Origin of the sequence: Streptomyces sp. PU-14G (genome assembly GCF_041028275.1) — a bacterium.
GTDB lineage: Bacteria > Actinomycetota > Actinomycetes > Streptomycetales > Streptomycetaceae > Streptomyces.
Genome location: NZ_JASKYT010000006.1, coordinates 39,135 through 57,271 on the forward strand (window position 1 = coordinate 39,135; position 18,137 = coordinate 57,271).

At 72.4% G+C, this 18,137-nt stretch carries 17 protein-coding genes; 6 read left to right on the plus strand and 11 right to left on the minus strand.

The features are described from left to right. Positions 1-119: 119 nt before the first annotated feature. Positions 120-2,363, plus strand: a complete 2,244-nt coding sequence (locus AB8Z75_RS01695; RefSeq protein WP_369199517.1) for a trehalase family glycosidase — start codon at positions 120-122, stop codon at positions 2,361-2,363. Between the two features lie 100 nt (positions 2,364-2,463). Here the strand turns inward: AB8Z75_RS01695 and AB8Z75_RS01700 are convergent, their stop codons facing one another. Together AB8Z75_RS01700 and AB8Z75_RS01705 are read right to left on the minus strand one after the other, a co-directional pair. After that, the gene (locus AB8Z75_RS01700; RefSeq protein WP_369199518.1) at positions 2,464-3,036 is read right to left on the minus strand and encodes a DoxX family protein; all 573 of its coding nucleotides are present in this window, start codon (positions 3,034-3,036) and stop codon (positions 2,464-2,466) included. A gap of 209 nt (positions 3,037-3,245) precedes the next feature. Further along, complete coding sequence (locus AB8Z75_RS01705) at positions 3,246-4,187, minus strand: DUF5996 family protein (RefSeq protein ID WP_369199519.1); 942 nt, start codon at positions 4,185-4,187, stop codon at positions 3,246-3,248. A gap of 254 nt (positions 4,188-4,441) precedes the next feature. On the opposite strand from AB8Z75_RS01705, the gene AB8Z75_RS01710 reads away from it, so the two are divergent. From AB8Z75_RS01710 to AB8Z75_RS01720, 3 genes are all read left to right on the plus strand, one after another. After that, positions 4,442-5,653: an SPFH domain-containing protein gene (locus AB8Z75_RS01710; protein WP_369199520.1), complete on the plus strand. Its 1,212-nt coding sequence runs from the start codon at positions 4,442-4,444 to the stop codon at positions 5,651-5,653. 294 nt (positions 5,654-5,947) lie between these two features. Continuing rightward, a complete protein-coding gene (locus AB8Z75_RS01715) occupies positions 5,948-6,715 on the plus strand; it encodes a lysophospholipid acyltransferase family protein (RefSeq protein ID WP_369199521.1) in 768 nt (255 codons plus the stop codon). Positions 6,716-6,809: 94 nt separating this feature from the next. Then, positions 6,810-7,877, plus strand: coding sequence for an NAD-dependent epimerase/dehydratase family protein (locus AB8Z75_RS01720; RefSeq protein ID WP_369199522.1), 1,068 nt, complete (start codon positions 6,810-6,812; stop codon positions 7,875-7,877). 85 nt (positions 7,878-7,962) lie between these two features. Here the strand turns inward: AB8Z75_RS01720 and AB8Z75_RS01725 are convergent, their stop codons facing one another. The 8 genes from AB8Z75_RS01725 to AB8Z75_RS01760 form a co-directional block, all read right to left on the minus strand. Further along, the gene (locus AB8Z75_RS01725; RefSeq protein WP_369199523.1) at positions 7,963-9,627 is read right to left on the minus strand and encodes an alpha/beta hydrolase; all 1,665 of its coding nucleotides are present in this window, start codon (positions 9,625-9,627) and stop codon (positions 7,963-7,965) included. 151 nt (positions 9,628-9,778) lie between these two features. Next, entirely contained in the window at positions 9,779-10,558 is a 780-nt protein-coding gene (locus AB8Z75_RS01730) for an urease accessory protein UreD (protein WP_369199524.1), read from the minus strand. Beyond that, complete coding sequence (gene ureG, locus AB8Z75_RS01735; RefSeq protein ID WP_369199525.1) at positions 10,555-11,304, minus strand: urease accessory protein UreG; 750 nt, start codon at positions 11,302-11,304, stop codon at positions 10,555-10,557. Before ureG ends, AB8Z75_RS01730 begins: the two co-directional genes overlap by 4 nt. A gap of 139 nt (positions 11,305-11,443) precedes the next feature. Next, a complete protein-coding gene (locus AB8Z75_RS01740) occupies positions 11,444-12,112 on the minus strand; it encodes an urease accessory protein UreF (RefSeq protein ID WP_369199526.1) in 669 nt (222 codons plus the stop codon). Between the two features lie 53 nt (positions 12,113-12,165). After that, positions 12,166-13,887 carry an urease subunit alpha gene (locus AB8Z75_RS01745; RefSeq protein ID WP_369199527.1) on the minus strand — a complete coding sequence of 574 codons (1,722 nt, stop codon included), beginning with the start codon at positions 13,885-13,887 and terminating at the stop codon, positions 12,166-12,168. Further along, a complete protein-coding gene (locus AB8Z75_RS01750) occupies positions 13,880-14,191 on the minus strand; it encodes an urease subunit beta (RefSeq protein ID WP_369199528.1) in 312 nt (103 codons plus the stop codon). The genes AB8Z75_RS01745 and AB8Z75_RS01750 overlap by 8 nt, the downstream gene beginning before the upstream one ends. Before the next feature lie 25 nt (positions 14,192-14,216). Beyond that, entirely contained in the window at positions 14,217-14,519 is a 303-nt protein-coding gene (locus AB8Z75_RS01755) for an urease subunit gamma (protein WP_369199529.1), read from the minus strand. A gap of 208 nt (positions 14,520-14,727) precedes the next feature. Continuing rightward, a complete protein-coding gene (locus AB8Z75_RS01760) occupies positions 14,728-15,366 on the minus strand; it encodes a TetR/AcrR family transcriptional regulator (protein ID WP_369199530.1) in 639 nt (212 codons plus the stop codon). 145 nt (positions 15,367-15,511) lie between these two features. Between AB8Z75_RS01760 and AB8Z75_RS01765 the strand changes: the two genes are divergently transcribed. Continuing rightward, positions 15,512-16,549: an ABC transporter permease gene (locus tag AB8Z75_RS01765; RefSeq protein WP_369199531.1), complete on the plus strand. Its 1,038-nt coding sequence runs from the start codon at positions 15,512-15,514 to the stop codon at positions 16,547-16,549. A gap of 116 nt (positions 16,550-16,665) precedes the next feature. Beyond that, positions 16,666-17,667 carry a M28 family metallopeptidase gene (locus AB8Z75_RS01770; RefSeq protein WP_369199532.1) on the plus strand — a complete coding sequence of 334 codons (1,002 nt, stop codon included), beginning with the start codon at positions 16,666-16,668 and terminating at the stop codon, positions 17,665-17,667. A gap of 27 nt (positions 17,668-17,694) precedes the next feature. Here the strand turns inward: AB8Z75_RS01770 and AB8Z75_RS01775 are convergent, their stop codons facing one another. Continuing rightward, complete coding sequence (locus AB8Z75_RS01775) at positions 17,695-18,015, minus strand: type II toxin-antitoxin system Phd/YefM family antitoxin (RefSeq protein ID WP_369199533.1); 321 nt, start codon at positions 18,013-18,015, stop codon at positions 17,695-17,697. Between the last annotated feature and the right edge of the window lie 122 nt (positions 18,016-18,137).

Consider the following 18,137-nt stretch of genomic DNA (forward strand, 5'->3'; position numbering starts at 1 on the left):
ACGTTGGCAGGCGCACCAGCGCCGCCAGGGCGCCGAACGCTGCCCGGTCGCGTGGAAACGCGTCCCAGGAGCCGACGACGCCGGGGCCTGCGGGCCGTGGCCGTAGGAGGAACCGCACCGTGCCGGACATATCCAGAAGGGGCTTCACCGCCCTGTCGCTCGTGCCGGTCGGTGCCTCGGCGCTGAGCGCGGCGCCCGCGCACGCCGCATCCCACGCGACGGGCACGGACACCCCGAAGCCGCGGGAAGCGGCCGGGAATCCGCACGGTGGCGGGAATCCGCACGGTGGCGGGCCGCACGGTGACCTGACCGACCTGCTGGACCTGCGTGGCTTTCCGGCTGCGGCCAAGCCGCCGGAGAACAACCCGCTCAACGCGTTCGCCGATCTGGGCGCCTGGCACGCGTACGGCCTGCCGGACACCGGGGGCCGACGGCACCTGGGTACGGGACTCGCCTTCAGCGGGCCGCTGTACCTGGCGGAGGAGTACCCCTGGTACCTCAGTCGGGCCTTCACCCGGTTCGGGCTCACCGACGAGCGCACCGGGAAGCGGGTGGACCTGCGCGACGATCCCACACCCAGCGCGTACAGCGCCCCCGGACGGCTCACGCAGCAGCGCACCGTCTCGGAGTTGGAGATCACCCTCACCCTGCGCTACGCCAGCGACCGCACCGCATCGGTCACCGCCGAGGTGCGCAACCACGGCACCGGACCGCGCACCGTACGGGCCGACTGGTCCGGAACCCTGCTGCGGCACACCGAGGAACCGGTCCGCAGCGCACCCCGCCTGACCGCCACCGGCACCGGCGTGGCCGTGCGCTTCGCGCGGGTGCGCGACTACGACCAGTACCTGACGACCGGCCAGACGCGCTTCGAGGTACGGCACGCGGACGCCGTGGACACCACCGTGCACGCCGACCGCTACCGCACCACCGCCCGCCGTCCCCGGCGGCTCGCCCCCGGCGAGCGCACGGTCTTCACGTGGACCGAGAGCTACACGTTCACCGAGGCCGAGCGGCTGGCCGACGCCGAGGCGGTGCGCTCCGCGCTCGACCGTCCTGAACGGGTCGCCGCGCGCGCCGAGGACCGCTGGGCGGACTATCTGAAGCGGGCGCTGGCCCACGTGCCGCCCGCGCGCCGCCGCCCCGCGGCCAAGGCCGTGCAGACGTTGCTGACCAACTGGCGGAGCCCGGCGGGACTGCTGAGAAAGGACGTCCTCACCCCCTCCCTCACCTACACCGGCTTCGCGGGCGGCGCCTGGGCCTGGGACTCGTGGAAGGAGGCCGTCTCCACCGCCCTGTTCGCGCCCCGTCTCGCCGCTCAGGCGATCGAGGCCATGTTCGACCACCAGATCACCGAAGACTCCGCCCAGCGGCCCCAGGACGCCGGAATGATCCCGGACGCCGTGTTCTACAACAACACGCGGCAGGGCAGCATCAACTGGAACGAGCGCAACTCCAAGCCGCCGCTGGCCACCTGGGCGGTCTGGGAGGTCTACCGGCGCGGCGGCGACGCCGCTTTCCTGCGCCGGATGTATCCCAAGCTGACCGCCTACCACGCGTGGTGGTACCGCAACCGCGACCACGACGGCAACGCCCTGATCGAGTACGGCGCCACGGTCGATGCGGCCAACGACTCCGCACAGGCGCGCCGTGCCGCCGCCGCCTGGGAGAGCGGCATGGACAACGCGCCGCGCTTCGACGACGTGGCCGTCGCCGCCAACAAGGACGCCGACGGCACGACGGTCGGCTACTCCCTGCGGCAGGAGTCCGTCGACCTCAACTGCTACCTCTACGCCGAGAAGCAGTACCTGGCGCGCATCGCCCGCCTGCTGGGCCGCCCGGCCGAAGCGGACCGCCTCATGCGGGAACGCCGACAGCTGGGGAAGGACATCCGCACCCACATGTACGACCGGCGGACGCGGTTCTTCTACGACCGCGCCCCGGGCGGCGGCCCCCGCACCGACGCCGGCAAGGGCATCGAGGGAGCGGTCCCGCTGTGGGCCGGGGCGGCCACCACCCGGCAGGCCGCGGGCGTGCGGTCAGCGCTCACCGACGACGCGCAGTTCGCGACCCCGCTGCCGTTGCCGACCGTCTCACGCGACAACCCGGCCTTCGACCCCCACGGGTACTGGCGCGGCCTGGTATGGCTCGACCAGGCGTACTTCGCCCTCGTGGGCCTGCGCGCCTACGGCTACCACCGCGACGCCCACCGGATCACCGAGCGGCTGCTGACCCACGCCCGGGGGCTGCTCGGCGAAGGGCCGATCCACGAGAACTACGACCCCCTCACCGGCGAGGGCCGCAACGCCAGCAACTTCTCCTGGTCCGCCGCGGCGCTCTTGGAGCTCCTCCGCATGTCCTGAGAACCCCCGCCACGAGAACGCCCGCCGGCCGAAGCCAGGAGGGCGGCTTCCGCAGGAAGTTCCACCGCCGGCTCACGTGGGCGACGACGACCGCTCCCCTTCACTCGTCCTGGGAGGTCTCCTGCATCGGCTCCTGGGCGTCCGGGGCGGCGGCGGCATCCTCGGACGCCCGCTGTTCCCTGCTGCGGGACGTCACCGCCGCGGTCGCCCCTGCCGCCGCGGCGGCGAGGGCCGCGGGCACCATCCAGGTGCGGTTCAGACGGTGGCCGCAGACGTGGTCCAGGGAGATCCTGCCCGGCCCGGCCACCGCGAGGCCGGCGCCGACCAGGCCGTACAGCGCGGGGAGTTCGTAGCCGCCCGAGGTGTTGAAGAAGCCGTTCGGGGCGTGGACGGCGGCAGCTCCGGCCATGCCGCCGACCACCGCCGCACCCCCCGCGGGGGTGGCGAGGCCGAGGCCGAGCAGCGCCCCGCCTCCGGCCTCCGCGAGGCCGGAGGCCAGCGCGCTCGCCTTGCCCGGCTTGTAACCGAGCGACTCCATGAACTGGGCGGTGCCCTCCAGACCGTGGCCCGAGAACCAGCCGAAGAGTTTCTGGGCGCCGTGGGCGAACAGCACGCCGCCCGTGCCCAGGCGCAGGGTCAGCAATCCGAGATCGCGACGGTCGAAGCATGTCACGGCAGTACCTCCAGGGGGCAGGGGGCTGGTACCTGCGAGCGCAGCGGGTGCCCTCTCACAGACGTCCGACGCCTGGCGTCACAGTCGTACGACGCCCGGCACCACAGTCGTCCGACGCCCGGCATCGGACGCGCCCGCGCCGTTCGTGCGGGTGACCGGCCCGGAGCGGTCCCGGAGCGGCCCGGAGCCGCGGCCGGTCGCCCGCACGGTCAACGGCGCTCGTTCCAGCGGTTCGGATCGGTTTCGAGGGCCGGCCTGTCCCAGCCGCCGCCTTCGGCAGCCGCCTCGTAGGTGGTCTGCAGGAAGGCCATCAGTGCCGCGTCCGGGTCGTCGGCTGTGCGCACGGCCTCGTAGGGCAGCAGGTACTGCCCGTTCTGCGGGCTGTAGTGGGCGGCGGCGGGTTCGACGGGATGGGAGCGGAAGCCGTCGGGTTCGGGGTAGGCGTACGCGTAGAAGGCGCCCTCCTCTCCCCCGCCTGGCCAGAAACCGCAGCTGCTCAGTTCCCGTGAGTAGCCCTCGACCATGACCCAGTCCCCGCAGTTCGGAGCGCCGCCCGGGTGGGTGGGGGCGTCGCGCCCGGAGAACCGGGTGCAGGCCAGGTCCATGGCACCCCAGAAGAAGTGCACCGGGCTGACCTTGCCCAGATAGCGGGCTCTGAAGGCGCCCATGACGCGGTCGGCCTGCAGCAGTTGGCGCCAGAACAGGTGCGCCGCTTGTGCGTCGTAGGAGGCGTGCCGGAGGTCCTCGGTGAAGGGGATCGCCGGTTCGACCTCGTTCGGGTGGTCCTGGATCGGGGCTTCGATGCCCAACTCGTCCAGGGCCCGCATCGTCTCGTGGTGGAACCGGGCCACCGGCTTGGGCGCCAGGGGAACGTGCCGGGTCCCGCCGTCGCTGCTGCGGAGGTGCAGCCGGTGGTCGACGAAGTCGAACTCGATCTCGAAGGCTCCGGTGCCGTACGGGATGCTCGACGTGGTCAGCCCCCGCGCGCTGACGTAGAAGGTGACCTGCCACCAGTGGTTGACCAGCGGTGCGTGCGCGAGCCGCACCTTGCCGACGATCTGGGTCCACATGTGCAGCGTGTCCCTGGTCTCGGACCAGTCCGCCACGCGCAGGCGGGGCCATGCCCGGCTTCTGGGAGGTGTCTGGGTCACCGTTGCGCCTCCTGGCTCGGCGTCACGAACGCGCCGCCCCCACGGCTCTCCCAGGTTCGGCCCCGCTCGCAGCGGGGGCAACTCGGTGGCGTTCCCGCTCACGGCAGGTCGAGCCCCCATCGGCTGTGTGTGACGGTGCCCGGGCCGCGGGGTAGGGGAAGGCCCTCGCCGAGCCCACTCACCCGAGCCCACTCGCCCGAACGCACCGGCCCGCTTTACGCTGGTAACAGCCGCTTTGGACGGTAGGTGCCGACATGCCCGAAGTACTGATAACTGTCATCGTGGTCGTCGCCGCGCTCGCGCTCCTGGGCGTCCTGTCGTCGGTGCGCGTCATCAAGCAGTACGAACGCGGGGTGGTTCTGCGCCTCGGACGGCTGCTCGGAGAGGTACGACGGCCGGGGGTGACGCTCGTCGTTCCGTTTGTCGACCGGCTACGCAAAGTGAACATGCAGATCATCACCATGCCCGTCCCCGCGCAGGAGGGCATCACGCGGGACAACGTGACCGTGCGCGTGGACGCGGTCGTCTACTTCAAGGTGGTGAACCCGGCGGACGCGGTGATCCGGGTCGAGGACTACCAGTTCGCCGTCTCGCAGATGGCCCAGACCTCGCTGCGGTCGATCATCGGAAAGAGCGACCTGGACGATCTCCTCTCGGACCGGGAGAAGCTCAACCAGGGCCTGGAGCTGATGATCGACAGCCCGGCCGTCGACTGGGGTGTGCAGATCGACCGGGTCGAGATCAAGGACGTGTCGCTGCCGGACACCATGAAACGGTCCATGGCGCGCCAGGCCGAGGCACACCGTGAACGCCGGGCCCGGGTCATCAACGCGGACGCGGAGCTCCAGGCCTCCAAGAGGCTGGCGGAAGCAGCCGAACAGATGTCCGTGCAACCTGCGGCCTTGCAGCTCAGGCTGTTGCAGACCATCACGGCCGTCGCCGCCGAGAAGAACTCCACCCTGGTGCTTCCCTTCCCCGTCGAACTTCTGCGCTTCCTGGAGCGCGCGCAGCAACCCGAGGCGGCGGGCACGGAGTCCGCCGCGCCGGGCGATGCCCTCTCCTCATCGCAGGAGACGACGTCGCCCCCGGCGGGGGCCGCGGAGACGGATGTGCGGCGACGTGCGGCCCGGCGCGGTCCGCAGGAGGAGATCGCCCGCACCTTCCGGTCCACTTCCCAGAGCCGGAGGGCGCGCGCCGAGAAGGCTCCGTCGGATCCCGCCGGCCTCTTCTCGGGGTCCCTGCCCCCCGACCCGGCCGCTCCGCTGCGCGATCCGGCCATGGTGCTCCCGGAGTTGCGGGTGACCGGACTTCCCACGGCGGCGGACACCGTCGAGCGCGACGCGGAAGGCCGGTCACCTGAGCCCACCGTCGAGCGCGACGAGGAGAGCCGGCAGGACGAGCCGGCTGAGCCGGAGCGTTCCGGACACGGCCGCCGCCGTCACCGCCCCGGCAAGCGGGCCGCCTGACACGCCGCGTGCGCCCTGCCGGACTTCGCTGCCCGGGCGCCTTGCGGCGGGTTTCGCGGAAGGCGCCGCATGCGGAAACCCTTCACCCTGCGGAGGGGCTACGATCGTTACCTGGATCACACGACGATCACACGACCTGGCAGGTCGTCGGCACGTCAGCAGGGAGTCAGCATGGACCCGATCGGACCTGCTCACGGGCGGTCAGGCATACGCGCGGCCCGGACCCGCCGGGCGAGCTCACCGGCCTGCGGCGCGCCCGCAGCCGAGCCGCTCGCGTAGGGCCGGAGGCGACCCGTGTTCTACTACGTACTCAAGTACGTGCTGCTGGGGCCGCTGTTGCGGCTGGTCTTCCGGCCCCGGATCGAGGGGCTGGAGAACGTCCCGTCGGACGGCGCCGCGATCGTGGCGGGGAACCATCTGTCCGTCTCCGACCACTTCGTGATGCCCGCCATCCTCAAGCGCCGCATCACCTTCCTCGCCAAGGCCGAGTACTTCACGGGTCCTGGTCTCAAGGGGCGGCTGACGGCGGCCTTCTTCCACAGCGTGGGGCAGATCCCCGTCGACCGCTCGGGCAAGGGAGCAGGGCAAGCCGCCATCGACGAGGGTCTGCGGGTGCTGCGCAGGGGCGAGTTGCTCGGCATCTACCCGGAGGGCACCCGCTCGCACGACGGCCGCCTCTACAAGGGCCGGGTCGGTGTCGCGGCGATGGCACTCGGCGCGGGGGTACGGGTGGTGCCGTGCGCGATGGTCGGCACGTTCGAGCTCCAGCCGCCAGGGCGCAAGTTGCCGCGCATGGGGCGGGTCACCATCAGGTTCGGCGAGCCGCTGGACTTCTCCCGTTTCGCGGGCATGGAGCGGGAGCGGACGGTGCTGCGTGCGGTCACCGACGAGATCATCCACGAGATCCTGCGGCTGTCGGGTCAGGAGTACGTGGACATGTACGCCCCCGACGCGAAGGCGGCGCAGGCCGAGGAGCGTGCCCGGGGCAAAAGGCCGAAGGGACGCGCGCGAGGACCGGCGAGCGGGACCGGCCCCACCGGGCGGCGGGAGGCGGGGCGTTGACGGGCCTGAGCGTCACGGCGAGTGCGCCGTCAGCGTAATCGTCAAGGGCGAAATCCTGCTGACCGCACGGGGGTTGGGGGCCTAGCGTGCCGTCATGGCGAACGGATCACGAGCCCTGGTACTGGGCGCGACAGGTCAGATCGGGCGGCCGGCGGTGCGTGCACTGGCCGAAGACGGATGGGAGGTGACGGCTGCGTCCCGTGGCGGCGCGCGGGACGCGCGGTGGCCGTCACAGGTGCGCGCCGTCGCGCTGGACCGGGACGAGCCCGGCGCGCTGGAGGCGGCGGTGGGTGACGGCTTCGACCTGCTGCTCGACGTGACGGCCATGACGGCCGCGCACGCCCGGCAGATCGCGGGCCTCGCCGGTCGGCTCGGCTCGGCGGTCGTCCTCTCCAGCGCCGCCGTCTACGAGGACGAGAAGGGCCGCAGCTTCGCCACCCAGAACGAGCCGGACGGCTGGCCCCGCTACCGGGTGCCGGTTGCCGAGACGGACCGCACTATGCGGCCCGATGAGGAGGCGTACGGCGCCCGCAAGGTGCTCATCGAGAACGAGCTGACGGCGCTGGGCGACCGGTTGCCCGTCACGATGCTGCGGGCGAGCGCCGTGTACGGCCCGTACTGCCGCACTCCCCGTGAGGTGTACTTCGTCAAGCGGTGGCTGGACGGGCGCCGGGTGCGGTTGCTGGCGTACAACGGGGAGAGCCGCTTCCACCCCGTCCATGTCGACAACATCGCGGAGCTGGTGCGGCTGGCCGGACGCCGGCCCGGGTCACGGGTGCTGAACGCCGCCGATCCCCAGGCGCCGACAGTCGCCAGGATCGCGGAGATGCACGACGAGGCGCTCGGCTGGAAGTGCGAGACGGTGCTGGTGGACGGCGCGCCGCCCGCGGACGCGCCGTCGGTGGGCCTCACCCCGTGGACGCTGCCGCACCCGCTGGTGCTGGACATGACGGCCGCCGAGCGGGAGTTGGGCTACCGGCCGGTGACCACCTACGAGCAGGCGCTGCCCGCCACGGTGGAGTGGCTGGCGGACCACGTCCGGGGCCGGGACGTCGCCGAGGCGCTGCCGAAGCTGGCCACGGCGTACGAGCCGCTGGAGCAGCTGTTCGACTACGCGGCGGAGGACCGCTGGCTGGCGGCACACGGAGGACACGGAGGGTGAGAAACAGCTGAGGGGGCGGACCGGAGCAACTCCGGTCCGCCCCTCGCGGCTGTCCGCCTTCAGCGCGCGTCCCTCACGGACGGCGTCACGGAGTGCGGGCGGGCACGGCCGCGGCCTTGGCCTTCGCCGACGCCTTGGCCGCGGACTTGACCGGCTGCGGCTCGGCGTGCGGCGAGCAGGTCACGTCCTTGGCGTCGACGGTGCCCTTGAGCAGGTAGGCGTCGACACGCTTGTTGATGCAGTCGTTCTTCAGGTTGGTGATGCCGTGCGAGCCCGCGCCCTTCTCGGTGATCAGTCGGGAGCCCTTGAGCCGCTTGTGCAGCTCGACACCGCCCGGGTAGGGGGTGGCCGCGTCGCGGGTGGCCTGGATCATCAGCACCGGGTGCGAGGTCTTGGCGTGGATGTTCAGCGGCTTGTGCTGCTTGAGGGGCCACACGCCGCACGGGTAGTTCATCCAGGCGTTGGACCAGGTCAGGAACGGGTACTTCTCGTGCAGCCGGGTGTTGTCGCGGTCCCAGGTCTTCCAGTCGCGCGGCCACTGCGCGTCGTTGCACTCGACGGCGGTGTAGACGGCGTTGCTGTTCTCGCTGGCCTTGTTGCCCTCGACGTCCGACATGTCGGGGCCCGCGGCCTCGATCAGCGGCTTCTCGTCACCGCCCAGGTAGGCGGCCCACACCGAGGCGACCTCGGCCCAGGCGGAGTCGTAGTACGGGGCGCTCTGGAAGAAGCCCAGCAGCTCGGAGGGGCCGACGACGCCGCCGATGGGGTCCTTCTTCGCGGTGGAGCGCAGCTCGCGCCACTTGGCCTCGATCTTCTCGGGCGTCGCGCCGATGCCGTAGACGTCGTCGTGCTTGGCCACCCACTTCTTCCAGTCCTCCCAGCGGGTCTGGAAGGCGACGTCCTGGTCGAGGTTGACGTCGTACCAGATCTTCTTCGGGGAGGGGTTGACGATGCTGTCGGTGATCATCCGGCGGATGTGTCCCGGGAACAGCTCCGCGTAGACCGCGCCCAGGTAGGTGCCGTAGGAGACGCCGAGGTAGTTGAGCTTCTTGTCGCCGAGCGCGGCACGGATGACGTCGAGGTCGCGGGCCGTGTTGGGCGTGGTCATCTGCGGGAGCAGGGCGCCGCCGCGCTCCTTGCAGCCGTCCGCGTACTCCTTGGCGAGCTTGCGCTGGGCGCGCTTGTCGGCCTCGCTGTCGGGCACCGGGTCGGCCTTGGGGGCCTTGACCCACTCCTGGGGGTCGGCGCAGGAGATGGGCGCGGAGTGGCCGACGCCGCGCGGGTCGAAGCCGACGAAGTCGTAGGCGGTGGCGGCCTTGGCCCACAGCGGGTTCTTGTCGGGGATGCGGTTGGGGAAGGCCATGCCGGAGCCGCCGGGGCCGCCCGGGTTGTAGACGAGGGAGCCTTGGCGCTTGTCCTTGCCGCCGGTGCTGCGGGCCCGGTCGACGGCGAGTTTGATCTTCTTGCCGTGGGGCTTGGCGTAGTCGAGCGGCACGGTCACCCAGCCGCACTCGACGCCGTCCTTCAGCCCCCAGTCGGCGGGGCAGTCCTTCCAGTCGACACCGGCGCGGGCGGCGCGCGCCGCCGCCTTCTTGACGCCGCGTGCCTCGGCGGAGCCGTGGTGCCCGGTGGCCTGCGCGTGGGTGCCGGTACCGTCCGCGAACGCGTTGGGCACGGATATGAGGCCGGCCGTGAGGGCTCCGGCGGCGAGGGTGCCGGCGGCAGCTATGGCCGCCTTCCGTCTGGTCACGTGTACGTGTCCCCCTTCGGGTGCTGCCGCATGTGTGACGGCGGTGGTCGGTGACCACGGTGGTGGTGTCAGGGGGATCTTTCTCCCTCACGGGTGGTAAGGGACAGGGCAGAGGTTGGTTCTTTACCAAGACGTATCTTTGTGCCGCCGCTCACCAAGAAGCGAAGGTCAGCGCCTCGTCGAGCACCCGCCGCAGCCGTAGCGCGTCCCGCGCCACAGCCGTCACCAGCACCGCCGGGCCCGCCAGCGGGGTGACGGCGGCCGTCTCCCCCAGCAGCCGCGGCTCCTGCGGCTCGTCCTGAAGGGCCGGGTCGACCACGAGGAGTTGGCCCACCGCCCGGTGTCCGCCCAGCACCGCGCCGTCGTCCCAGCCGGGCGCGCCGGGACCGAAGTCGAGTTGCTGGTCGAGCAGTGGACGCCCCGCGCACCGCACCGTCAGACGGCTGCTGAGCCGTCCTGGCTCCTCCCCCGCCCGGCCCAGCACCTGCTCGTCCCGCAGCACGAGGCGGGCGCCGGGCGCCAGCTCGGCGCGGATGCTCTGGCGCAGCTCGCTGCCGCACACGGAGATCAGCGGTTCGGGCAGCCAGTGCAGCAGGCCGCCCTCGTGGACGTCGAGGCGCACGTCCCAGTGGGCCGGGTCCGCGGTGCGGCCTGGCAGGGCGAGGGTGGCGGCGCTGCCGTCCACCCGCAGCGCCGCGCCCGCCTCCACGCGGGTCTCGATGGCCAGCCGGTCCCCGCCCAGGGGTGCGCTCATCGCCCCGACGAGGGTGACCCGCGCCCGCGAGGGGTCCGACGAGCGGGTGCGGCGCACGGCGAACGGCCCCTCGCCGCTGCGCAGCGGCAGCGCCGTGCCGCCGCGTCCGTCGGGCGCGGCGGTGATCCGGGCGCGGGCCCGCACACCGGTGACGGGCAGCGCTGTCGCCGTCGTCATGCCTGGTGACCGGCGCGGGCCGCCGCCTGCTCCGGACCGGTCTCGGGCTCCGCGTGGAGCGCACCCGCCGCGGCCGTCCAGTCCGCGAGCCGGGCGCGCACCCAGTCGGCCACAGGTCCGACACCGGGCTCGCCCCGCAACGACTGGAGGATCACGGGCAGTTCGCCGCGCTGCTGCTTGGCGTCCCGCGCCATGCCGTCCAGGTCGGAGCCCACGTAGGGGGCCAGATCGGTCTTGTTGACGATGAGCAGGTCGGCCGTGGAGACGCCGGGGCCGCCCTTGCGGGGGATGTCGTCGCCGCCCGCCACGTCGATGACGAAGATCTGCACGTCCACCAGTCCCTTGGAGAACGTCGCCGTCAGGTTGTCGCCCCCGGACTCGACCAGGACCAGGTCGAGCGGGCCGATCTCGTCCTCCAGATCCTCCACCGCCTCCAGGTTGGCGGAGATGTCGTCCCGGATCGCGGTGTGCGGGCAGGCGCCCGTCTCCACCGCGGTGATCCGCTCGGGCGGCAGCACGGCCTCGCGGAGCAGGAAGGCGGCGTCCTCGCGGGTGTAGATGTCGTTGGTGACGACGGCGAGCGAGAGCCGGTCGCGCAGCGCGCGGCACAGCGCCGCCACGGTCGCGGTCTTGCCGGAGCCGACAGGGCCGCCCAGTCCGACGCGCAGCGCCCTGCGGCTGCCGTCGGCCCGGACGGCCGAGGCGCTGTGCCGTTCGGGGTAGGTGGTGGAGTGATCGAGGTGCACGGGGTCCTCCTGGGAGTGCGGGGTTCGGATCGGGGATGGCGGAGTGAAGTGAGGGGTGGTGGCCGGCGTTCCGGGGCGGCGGAGGGCGGGACGCCGTGCGGCGGAGAGCCGACGCGCCGCCCTCAGGATGCGAAGGCCCTCAGGAGGCGAAGAGGCGTACGGGCCAGGCCGCGTGCTGCTGTGCGGTGATCTCCAGCAGCGGCGCCGAGGCGGCGGGCAGCTCGTCGACGGGGCCCCGGGCCGCGGCCTCGGCCTGTTTCGCCACCTCCTCCATGTCGGGGGCGAGGCGGGCCAGCACCGCGGTGGCGTCGAACGGGTCGAGACCGAGCAGCCGGACGACCGCCGTCGCCGGGCCGCTCACGTTCTCGTACCCGGCGGCGTGCGCCGCGTCCAGCGGGGTGAGGCCCGCGGAACGCGCCGCCAGGCCCAGCACCACAGGCTGGTGCGCGCCCTTGGGGCGGGCAGCGGCCAGCGCGTCGAGGTCGGGCCCCGGCCAGGTGGCCCGGGCCGCGCGCAACATCTGCCGGCCCAGCCTGCGTGCCGTGCGGCGCAGCGCCGGCGAGGGCGTCCGGGCGTCGGCGGCCTCGTCCAGCGCGAGCGGGTCGGCCCCCGCCGCGGCAGCCGCCGCGAGGGCCGCCGCCGTCAGCCCTGCCGTGTGGAGCCGGCCCGCGCAGAAGCGGTGCAGGCTCGCCGCGTCCCGGATCCGGCCCGCCTTCACGGCGGCTTCGGCACCCCCCGAGTGGGCGTGCCCTCCCGCGGGGAACCTCCCGTCGGCGAGCACCAGCAAGGTGGCGGCGCCAGCGCGCATGGTGTGAACCTCCAGTCGTCTCCCGGCGCTCGACCGCGGGGAGAGGGTGTCGCTCAGAACAGGAAGTACCGCTGCGCCATCGGCAGGGTCTTCGCCGGGGACGGGTCGACAGGGTCGCCGTCGATGGTGACGGTGAAGGTGTCGGGGTCGACGCGTACGTCGGGGCGGGCGTCGTTCTGGCGCATGTCGGCCTTGGTGACGGGGCGGGTGTCGCGGATGGCGACGAACCGCTTGGTGAGGGCCAGGCGTTCGGGCAGGTTGTCGTCGAACGCGGTCCGGGTCACGAAGTTGACGGAGTTGGCGCCGGGGGCGCGCCCGATGGCGCCGAACATCCGCCGCGGCAGCACCGGCTGCGGGGTGGGGATGGACGCGTTGGCGTCCCCGATCTGCGCGTAGGCGATCTGTCCGCCCTTGACGACCAGTTGCGGCTTGACGCCGAAGAAGGCCGGGTCCCACAGCACCAGGTCGGCGAGCTTGCCGGGCTCCACGGAGCCGATCTCGTCGTCCATGCCCTGCGCGACGGCCGGGTTGATGGTGTATTTGGCGACATAGCGACGTGCCCGCAGGTTGTCGGCTCGCCCGTCCCCGGCCAGGGCTCCGTACCGCTCCTTCATCACGTGCGCGGTCTGCCAGGTGCGCAGCACGACCTCGCCGATGCGGCCCATGGCCTGGGAGTCGGAGGAGATGATCGAGATGGCGCCGAGGTCGTGCAGCGTGTCCTCGGCCGCGATGGTGCTGGGCCTGATGCGGGACTCGGCGAAGGCGAGGTCCTCGGGCACGGCCGGGTTCAGGTGGTGGCAGACCATCAGCATGTCGAGGTGTTCCTCGATGGTGTTGACGGTGTGCGGTCGCGTCGGGTTGGTGGACGAGGGCAGGACGTTGGCCTCGCCGACGACGGTGATGATGTCGGGCGCGTGCCCGCCGCCCGCGCCCTCGGTGTGGTACGCGTGGATGCCGCGCCCGGCGATGGCGGCCAGGGTGTCGCCGACGAACCCCGCCTCGTTGAGGGTGTCGGTGTGGATGGCGACCTGGGCGCCGGTCTCGTCGCAGACGGACAGGCAGGCGTCGATGGCGGCCGGGGTGGCGCCCCAGTCCTCGTGGATCTTGAATCCGACGGCGCCGCCGCGCAGTTGGCTCATCATCGCGGGGCGGGAGACGGTGTTGCCCTTGCCGAGCAGGCCGACGTTGACCGGCAGTCCGTCCATGCCCTCCAGCGTGCGGGCCATGTGCCAGGCGCCGGGTGTGACCGTGGTGGCCTTGGAGCCCTCGGCCGGCCCGGTGCCGCCGCCCACCAGCGTGGTGATGCCGGAGGCCAGCGCCTCGTCGATCAGTTGCGGGCAGATGAAGTGCACGTGCGCGTCGATCGCGCCCGCCGTGAGGATCTTGCCGTTGCCCGCGACGATCTCGGTCTCGGGACCGATGACCAGGTCCGGGTGGACGCCGTCCATGGTGTCGGGGTTGCCGGCCTTGCCGAGCGCGACGATACGGCCGTCGCGGATGCCGACGTCCGCCTTGACGACGCCCCAGTGGTCGAGGACGAGCGCTCCGGTGATCACCGTGTCCGGGGTCCCCTCGGCGCGGGTGACCAGCGACTGCCCCATGGACTCGCGGATGACCTTGCCGCCGCCGAAGACGGCCTCGTCGCCCGAGCGTCCGGGGCCGCCGGACAGGTCGTCCTCGATCTCGACGACGAGCGCGGTGTCGGCCAGCCGTACGCGGTCGCCGGTGGTGGGGCCGAAGAGGTCGGCGTAGGCGGCGCGGGACAGCTCAAGCATCGAGGGGGCCTCCAGTGGCGGAACGGAGCCCGGCGACGACGCGCCGGCCGCCGATGGGTACGAGGGCGACGTCGACGGGGATGCCGGGCTCGAAGCGGACGGCGGTTCCGGCCGCGATGTCGAGGCGCTTGCCCCGCGCTGCCTCGCGGTCGAAGTCGAGCCCGGGGTTGGCCTCGGCGAAGTGATAATGGGAGCCGACCTGAACGGGCCGGTCGGCGGAGTTGAGCACGGTCAGCCGGGTCACGTCGGCGCCCGCGTTGACCGGCACCGGCTCTGCGGCGTAGAGGATCTGACCGGGAATCATGGTGTGGGGCTCCTCGTCGGCGCGGTCAGGCGATCGGCTCGTGGACGGTCACGAGCTTGGTGCCGTCGGGGAACGTCGCCTCGACCTGCACGTCGTGGAGCATCTCGGGTATCCCCTCCATGACGTCGTCGCGCGTGAGGACGGCGCGCCCCGACTCCATCAGCTGCGCGACGGTGCGCCCGTCCCTGGCGCCCTCCAGGACGTGGGCGGTGATCAGCGCGGTCGCCTCGGGGTGGTTCAGGCGCAGTCCGCGGTCCTTGCGCCGCTGTGCCACGTCGGCGGCGACATGTATGAGCAGCCGCTCCTGCTCGTGCGGGGTCAATTGCATACTCTCCACCTCACCGTCGTCACCGCGCCCGGGAACGCCCAGGTCACGGCAGTGACGACACACATCGGTAGATGTATCACACATGCGAAACCACAGCCGCAACCGCCCCTGAGGTTACGGCTGCGCTGTTTCGGTGCCGTAAACACCTCTTATCGCGGCCTGCAGGCCGCCGCCCCCACGGCCGGCGCCCGCACGGTCGGCGCCGCGCTCAGGGCGCCGGATCGCCCCCCTGGCGCTGCGGCACCGACATGGAAACCAGGGCACGCAGCCCCTTGGCGAACTCCTCCGGCGCGATCCCGCCCCACAGCGCCTGCTGGACGAAATACCCCTGCACCGCGCCGATCAGGGTCCGGGCCACGTGCACGGTGTTGGCCTGGGGGTCCACCCAGCCCCACGCCTGGTACTCCTCCACCAGCCGCGCCCACTGCACCGAGAGCCGGGCGTACGCCTCGTTCAACGCGTCGGCCAGCTCGGGGTTGCGCAGCCCCTCGCCCCACACCTGGACGAGCAGGCGGGGCAGCTCCCGCGGGTCCTCCCCCGCCCCCATGTCCTCCTGGAGCCTGCCGAAGACCTCGCGGAAGAGTTCGTCAGGCGTCGGCGGCACCTCGGCGGCCGTCACCCGCTCGAAAGAGGCGCGGATCGTGCCCAGCGCCTCGCGCGCCACGGCCGCGACGATCTCGTCCTTGCTGCGGAAGTACCGGTAGACGGCGCCGGCGGACAGCCCGCTCTCCCGCAGCACGTCCTGCATGGAGGCGGCGTGGAAGCCGTCGCGCAGGAAGCAGCGGCGGGCGCCGTCGAGGATCTGGCGACGGCGGGCTTCGAGATGTTCGGGGGAGACGCGAGCCATGGGCGCCAGCTTAAAACGAACGTTCCTTCTTGACAATCGCCTCGTACGGCGACACGGTGTCCCCGCTATCTAAAACGAACGATCCTTCTCTCAACATCACACACTCCGCGGAGCGCACCCACGCTCCTCCGACGAAGGGTCACCCATGACCGCACCGGGAACACCCACCTCGGCCCCCGGCCCAGGACGCACCCGCAAGCTGCCGGGCACCCTCACCGTCCTGGTCGCCGTCCCCCTGCTCGTCTCCTTCGCGCTGTGGGCCTTCGCCTGGCCCGCGGCCCGCACCGCGCCCCGCGACCTGCCGCTCGGCGTCGCCGGACCCGCCGCGGCCACCGCACGCGTGGAAGCCCGACTCGACCGGAACCCGGGCGCCTTCGCGCTGCACGCGTACGCGGACGAGGCCGCCGCCCGCGAAGCCGTACGCAACCGGGACGTCTACGGCGCCCTCGTCGCCACCCCGCAGGGACCGAAGCTGCTGACCGCGAGCGCGGCCGGTCCCGCCGTCGCCCAACTGCTGACCGAAGCGGCAGCCAGAACGGCACCCGAAGGCACCCGGGTACGGACCGAGGACCTCGTCCCCACACCACCGGGCGACCCACGCGGCGCGGCACTGAACGCGAGCGTGCTCCCGCTGGCCCTGGCCGGAGTGGCGACGGGAGCACTGGTGATACTGCTGCGGCTGCGCGGGACGCGAGGCATGCTCGCGCTGCTCGCAGCCGCCGCACTGGTCGGCCTCGCCGCGACCGCCCTCACGGACAGCTGGCTGGGCGTGCTGGCCGGCAACTGGTGGGCGGAGGCCGGTGCGTTCGGCCTCACGGTGCTGGCGGTCAGCTCCGCCGTCGCCGGACTCGGCACCCTGCTGGGGGTCAAAGGCATCGGCCTCGGCGCGACGTTGACGGTGCTGCTGGGCAACCCGTGGTCCGGGGTGCCGTCCGCGCCCGAACTCCTGCCCGAACCGGTTGGCACGCTGGGCCAGTGGCTGCCTCCGGGTGCAGGTGGCACGCTGCTGCGCGGAGTCGGGTTCTTCGACGGGCGCGCCGTGGACACCCCCGTGCTGGTGCTGACCGTGTGGGCGGTGCTCGGCCTGACCGCGCTCGCCCTCGGCGGGCTGCGCGGCACGCAGCAGCGGACTGCCGCACCCCTGCCCGCTGGAGGCAACACCCCGTCCGCTGTGCGCTCTTGACGGGAGCGGCGCCCCGCCAACAGTCTCATGTCCGCGTCAACTTCCTCGCCGCTCCGGGCGACGGCCGCCGCCATCGGCGGACCCCCACACCCCCACAACAGCATCGGAGCCCAGCAGTGACACGCGGACAGATACGCCCACGCTCCACCGGCACCCCGCGCAGACACCCCCGCCGCACCGCCCTCGCCGCCGCCTCCAGCGCGGCGCTCGCCCTCACCCTTCTCGGCGCCGCCGGGGCGCAGGCCAGCCCCGGCGCCGCAGAGAAGGGTCCGCACGCCGCCGAGGCGCCCGACATCTCCGTCGCCGCCGTCCAACAAGACCTCAAGGACCTCCAGTCGGTCGCCGAGGCCAACGGCGGAAACCGGGCACACGGCAAGCCCGGCTACAAGGCCTCCCTCGACTACATCAAGGAGAAACTGGACGCCGCCGGCTACAAGACCACCATCCAGGAGTTCACCAACGGCGGCACCACCGCCTACAACCTCGTCGCCGACTGGCCCGGCGGCGCCACGGATTCCACCGTCATGACCGGAGCCCACCTCGACTCGGTCTCCTCGGGCCCCGGCATCAACGACAACGGTTCGGGCTCCGCCGGAATCCTGGAGACGGCCCTGGCCGTCTCCAAGGTCGACCTGAAGCCCTCCAAGCATCTGCGGTTCGCCTGGTGGGACGCCGAGGAGGAAGGCCTGGTCGGCTCGCGCCACTACGTCGACAGCCTCGGCAAGGACGAGATCGGCGCCATCGACACCTACCTCAACTTCGACATGATCGGCTCACCCAACGCGGGTCACTTCGTCTACGACGACGACCCCTCCGTCGAGGCGGTCTTCGCGGAGTGGTTCCGCTCGAAGGGCATCGAGACGGAGGCCTCCGAGGAGGTCAACGGGCGCAGTGACCACGCCTCGTTCCAGGACGCGGGGGTCACCGTGGGCGGCAGCTTCACCGGTGCGGGCGAGACCATGACGCAGGCGCAGGCCGACAAGTGGGGCGGCACGGCGGGCAAGCCGTACGACGAGTGCTACCACTCGGCGTGCGACGATCTCTCGAACATCAACGAGAAGGCGCTCGACCTGCACAGCGACGCCATCGCGCACGCGGTGTGGGAACTCAGCTCCTGAACCGCCGCGCCCGCCTCCCGCGCTGGCTCAGCTCCCCTGGCCCGGTCGCCGGTCTCCGGCGGCCGGGCCGCGGTGTTCGGCGGCGATGCCGAAGCGCCGGGGCTCGGCAGCCGCGGCGCCCGCGCCGACGTCGCGGAACCCGGAGACGGTGCTGATGATCTCCTCCGCCTCCGGCTCGCGGGCCTCCCTCTCTGCGGTCTCCAGCCGCTCCAGATCCGCGGCCGGAACCAGCCCCACGAGCGGCTTTCCGTGCCGGGTGACGACCACGCGCTCGTTCCCGTAGACGACCCGGTTGATCAGTTCCGCCAGCTCGGCCCGCGCCTGCGTCACCGGAATCTCGTAAGCCATGTCCCCCATTCTAGGGGCCGGTGAAAGCCCAGGTCAGAGCAGACTTGCGGGAGCGTCGGCGCCCGTGGCGCCGCCGTGCGCGGGCACCGATCGCGCCGGTGGCCGCACGGTCGGTGGGGCGG

Excerpts from the sequence above, each read along its gene's own strand:
- AB8Z75_RS01710 (WP_369199520.1), top strand. The coding sequence starts at position 4,442 with ATGCCCGAAGTACTGATAACTGTCATCGTGGTCGTCGCCGCGCTCGCG.
- AB8Z75_RS01720 (WP_369199522.1), top strand. The coding sequence starts at position 6,810 with ATGGCGAACGGATCACGAGCCCTGGTACTGGGCGCGACAGGTCAGATC.
- AB8Z75_RS01730 (WP_369199524.1), bottom strand. The coding sequence starts at position 10,558 with ATGACGACGGCGACAGCGCTGCCCGTCACCGGTGTGCGGGCCCGCGCC.
- AB8Z75_RS01740 (WP_369199526.1), bottom strand. The coding sequence starts at position 12,112 with ATGCGCGCTGGCGCCGCCACCTTGCTGGTGCTCGCCGACGGGAGGTTC.
- AB8Z75_RS01745 (WP_369199527.1), bottom strand. The coding sequence starts at position 13,887 with ATGCTTGAGCTGTCCCGCGCCGCCTACGCCGACCTCTTCGGCCCCACC.
- AB8Z75_RS01750 (WP_369199528.1), bottom strand. The coding sequence starts at position 14,191 with ATGATTCCCGGTCAGATCCTCTACGCCGCAGAGCCGGTGCCGGTCAAC.
- AB8Z75_RS01755 (WP_369199529.1), bottom strand. The coding sequence starts at position 14,519 with ATGCAATTGACCCCGCACGAGCAGGAGCGGCTGCTCATACATGTCGCC.
- AB8Z75_RS01760 (WP_369199530.1), bottom strand. The coding sequence starts at position 15,366 with ATGGCTCGCGTCTCCCCCGAACATCTCGAAGCCCGCCGTCGCCAGATC.
- AB8Z75_RS01765 (WP_369199531.1), top strand. The coding sequence starts at position 15,512 with ATGACCGCACCGGGAACACCCACCTCGGCCCCCGGCCCAGGACGCACC.
- AB8Z75_RS01775 (WP_369199533.1), bottom strand. The coding sequence starts at position 18,015 with ATGGCTTACGAGATTCCGGTGACGCAGGCGCGGGCCGAGCTGGCGGAA.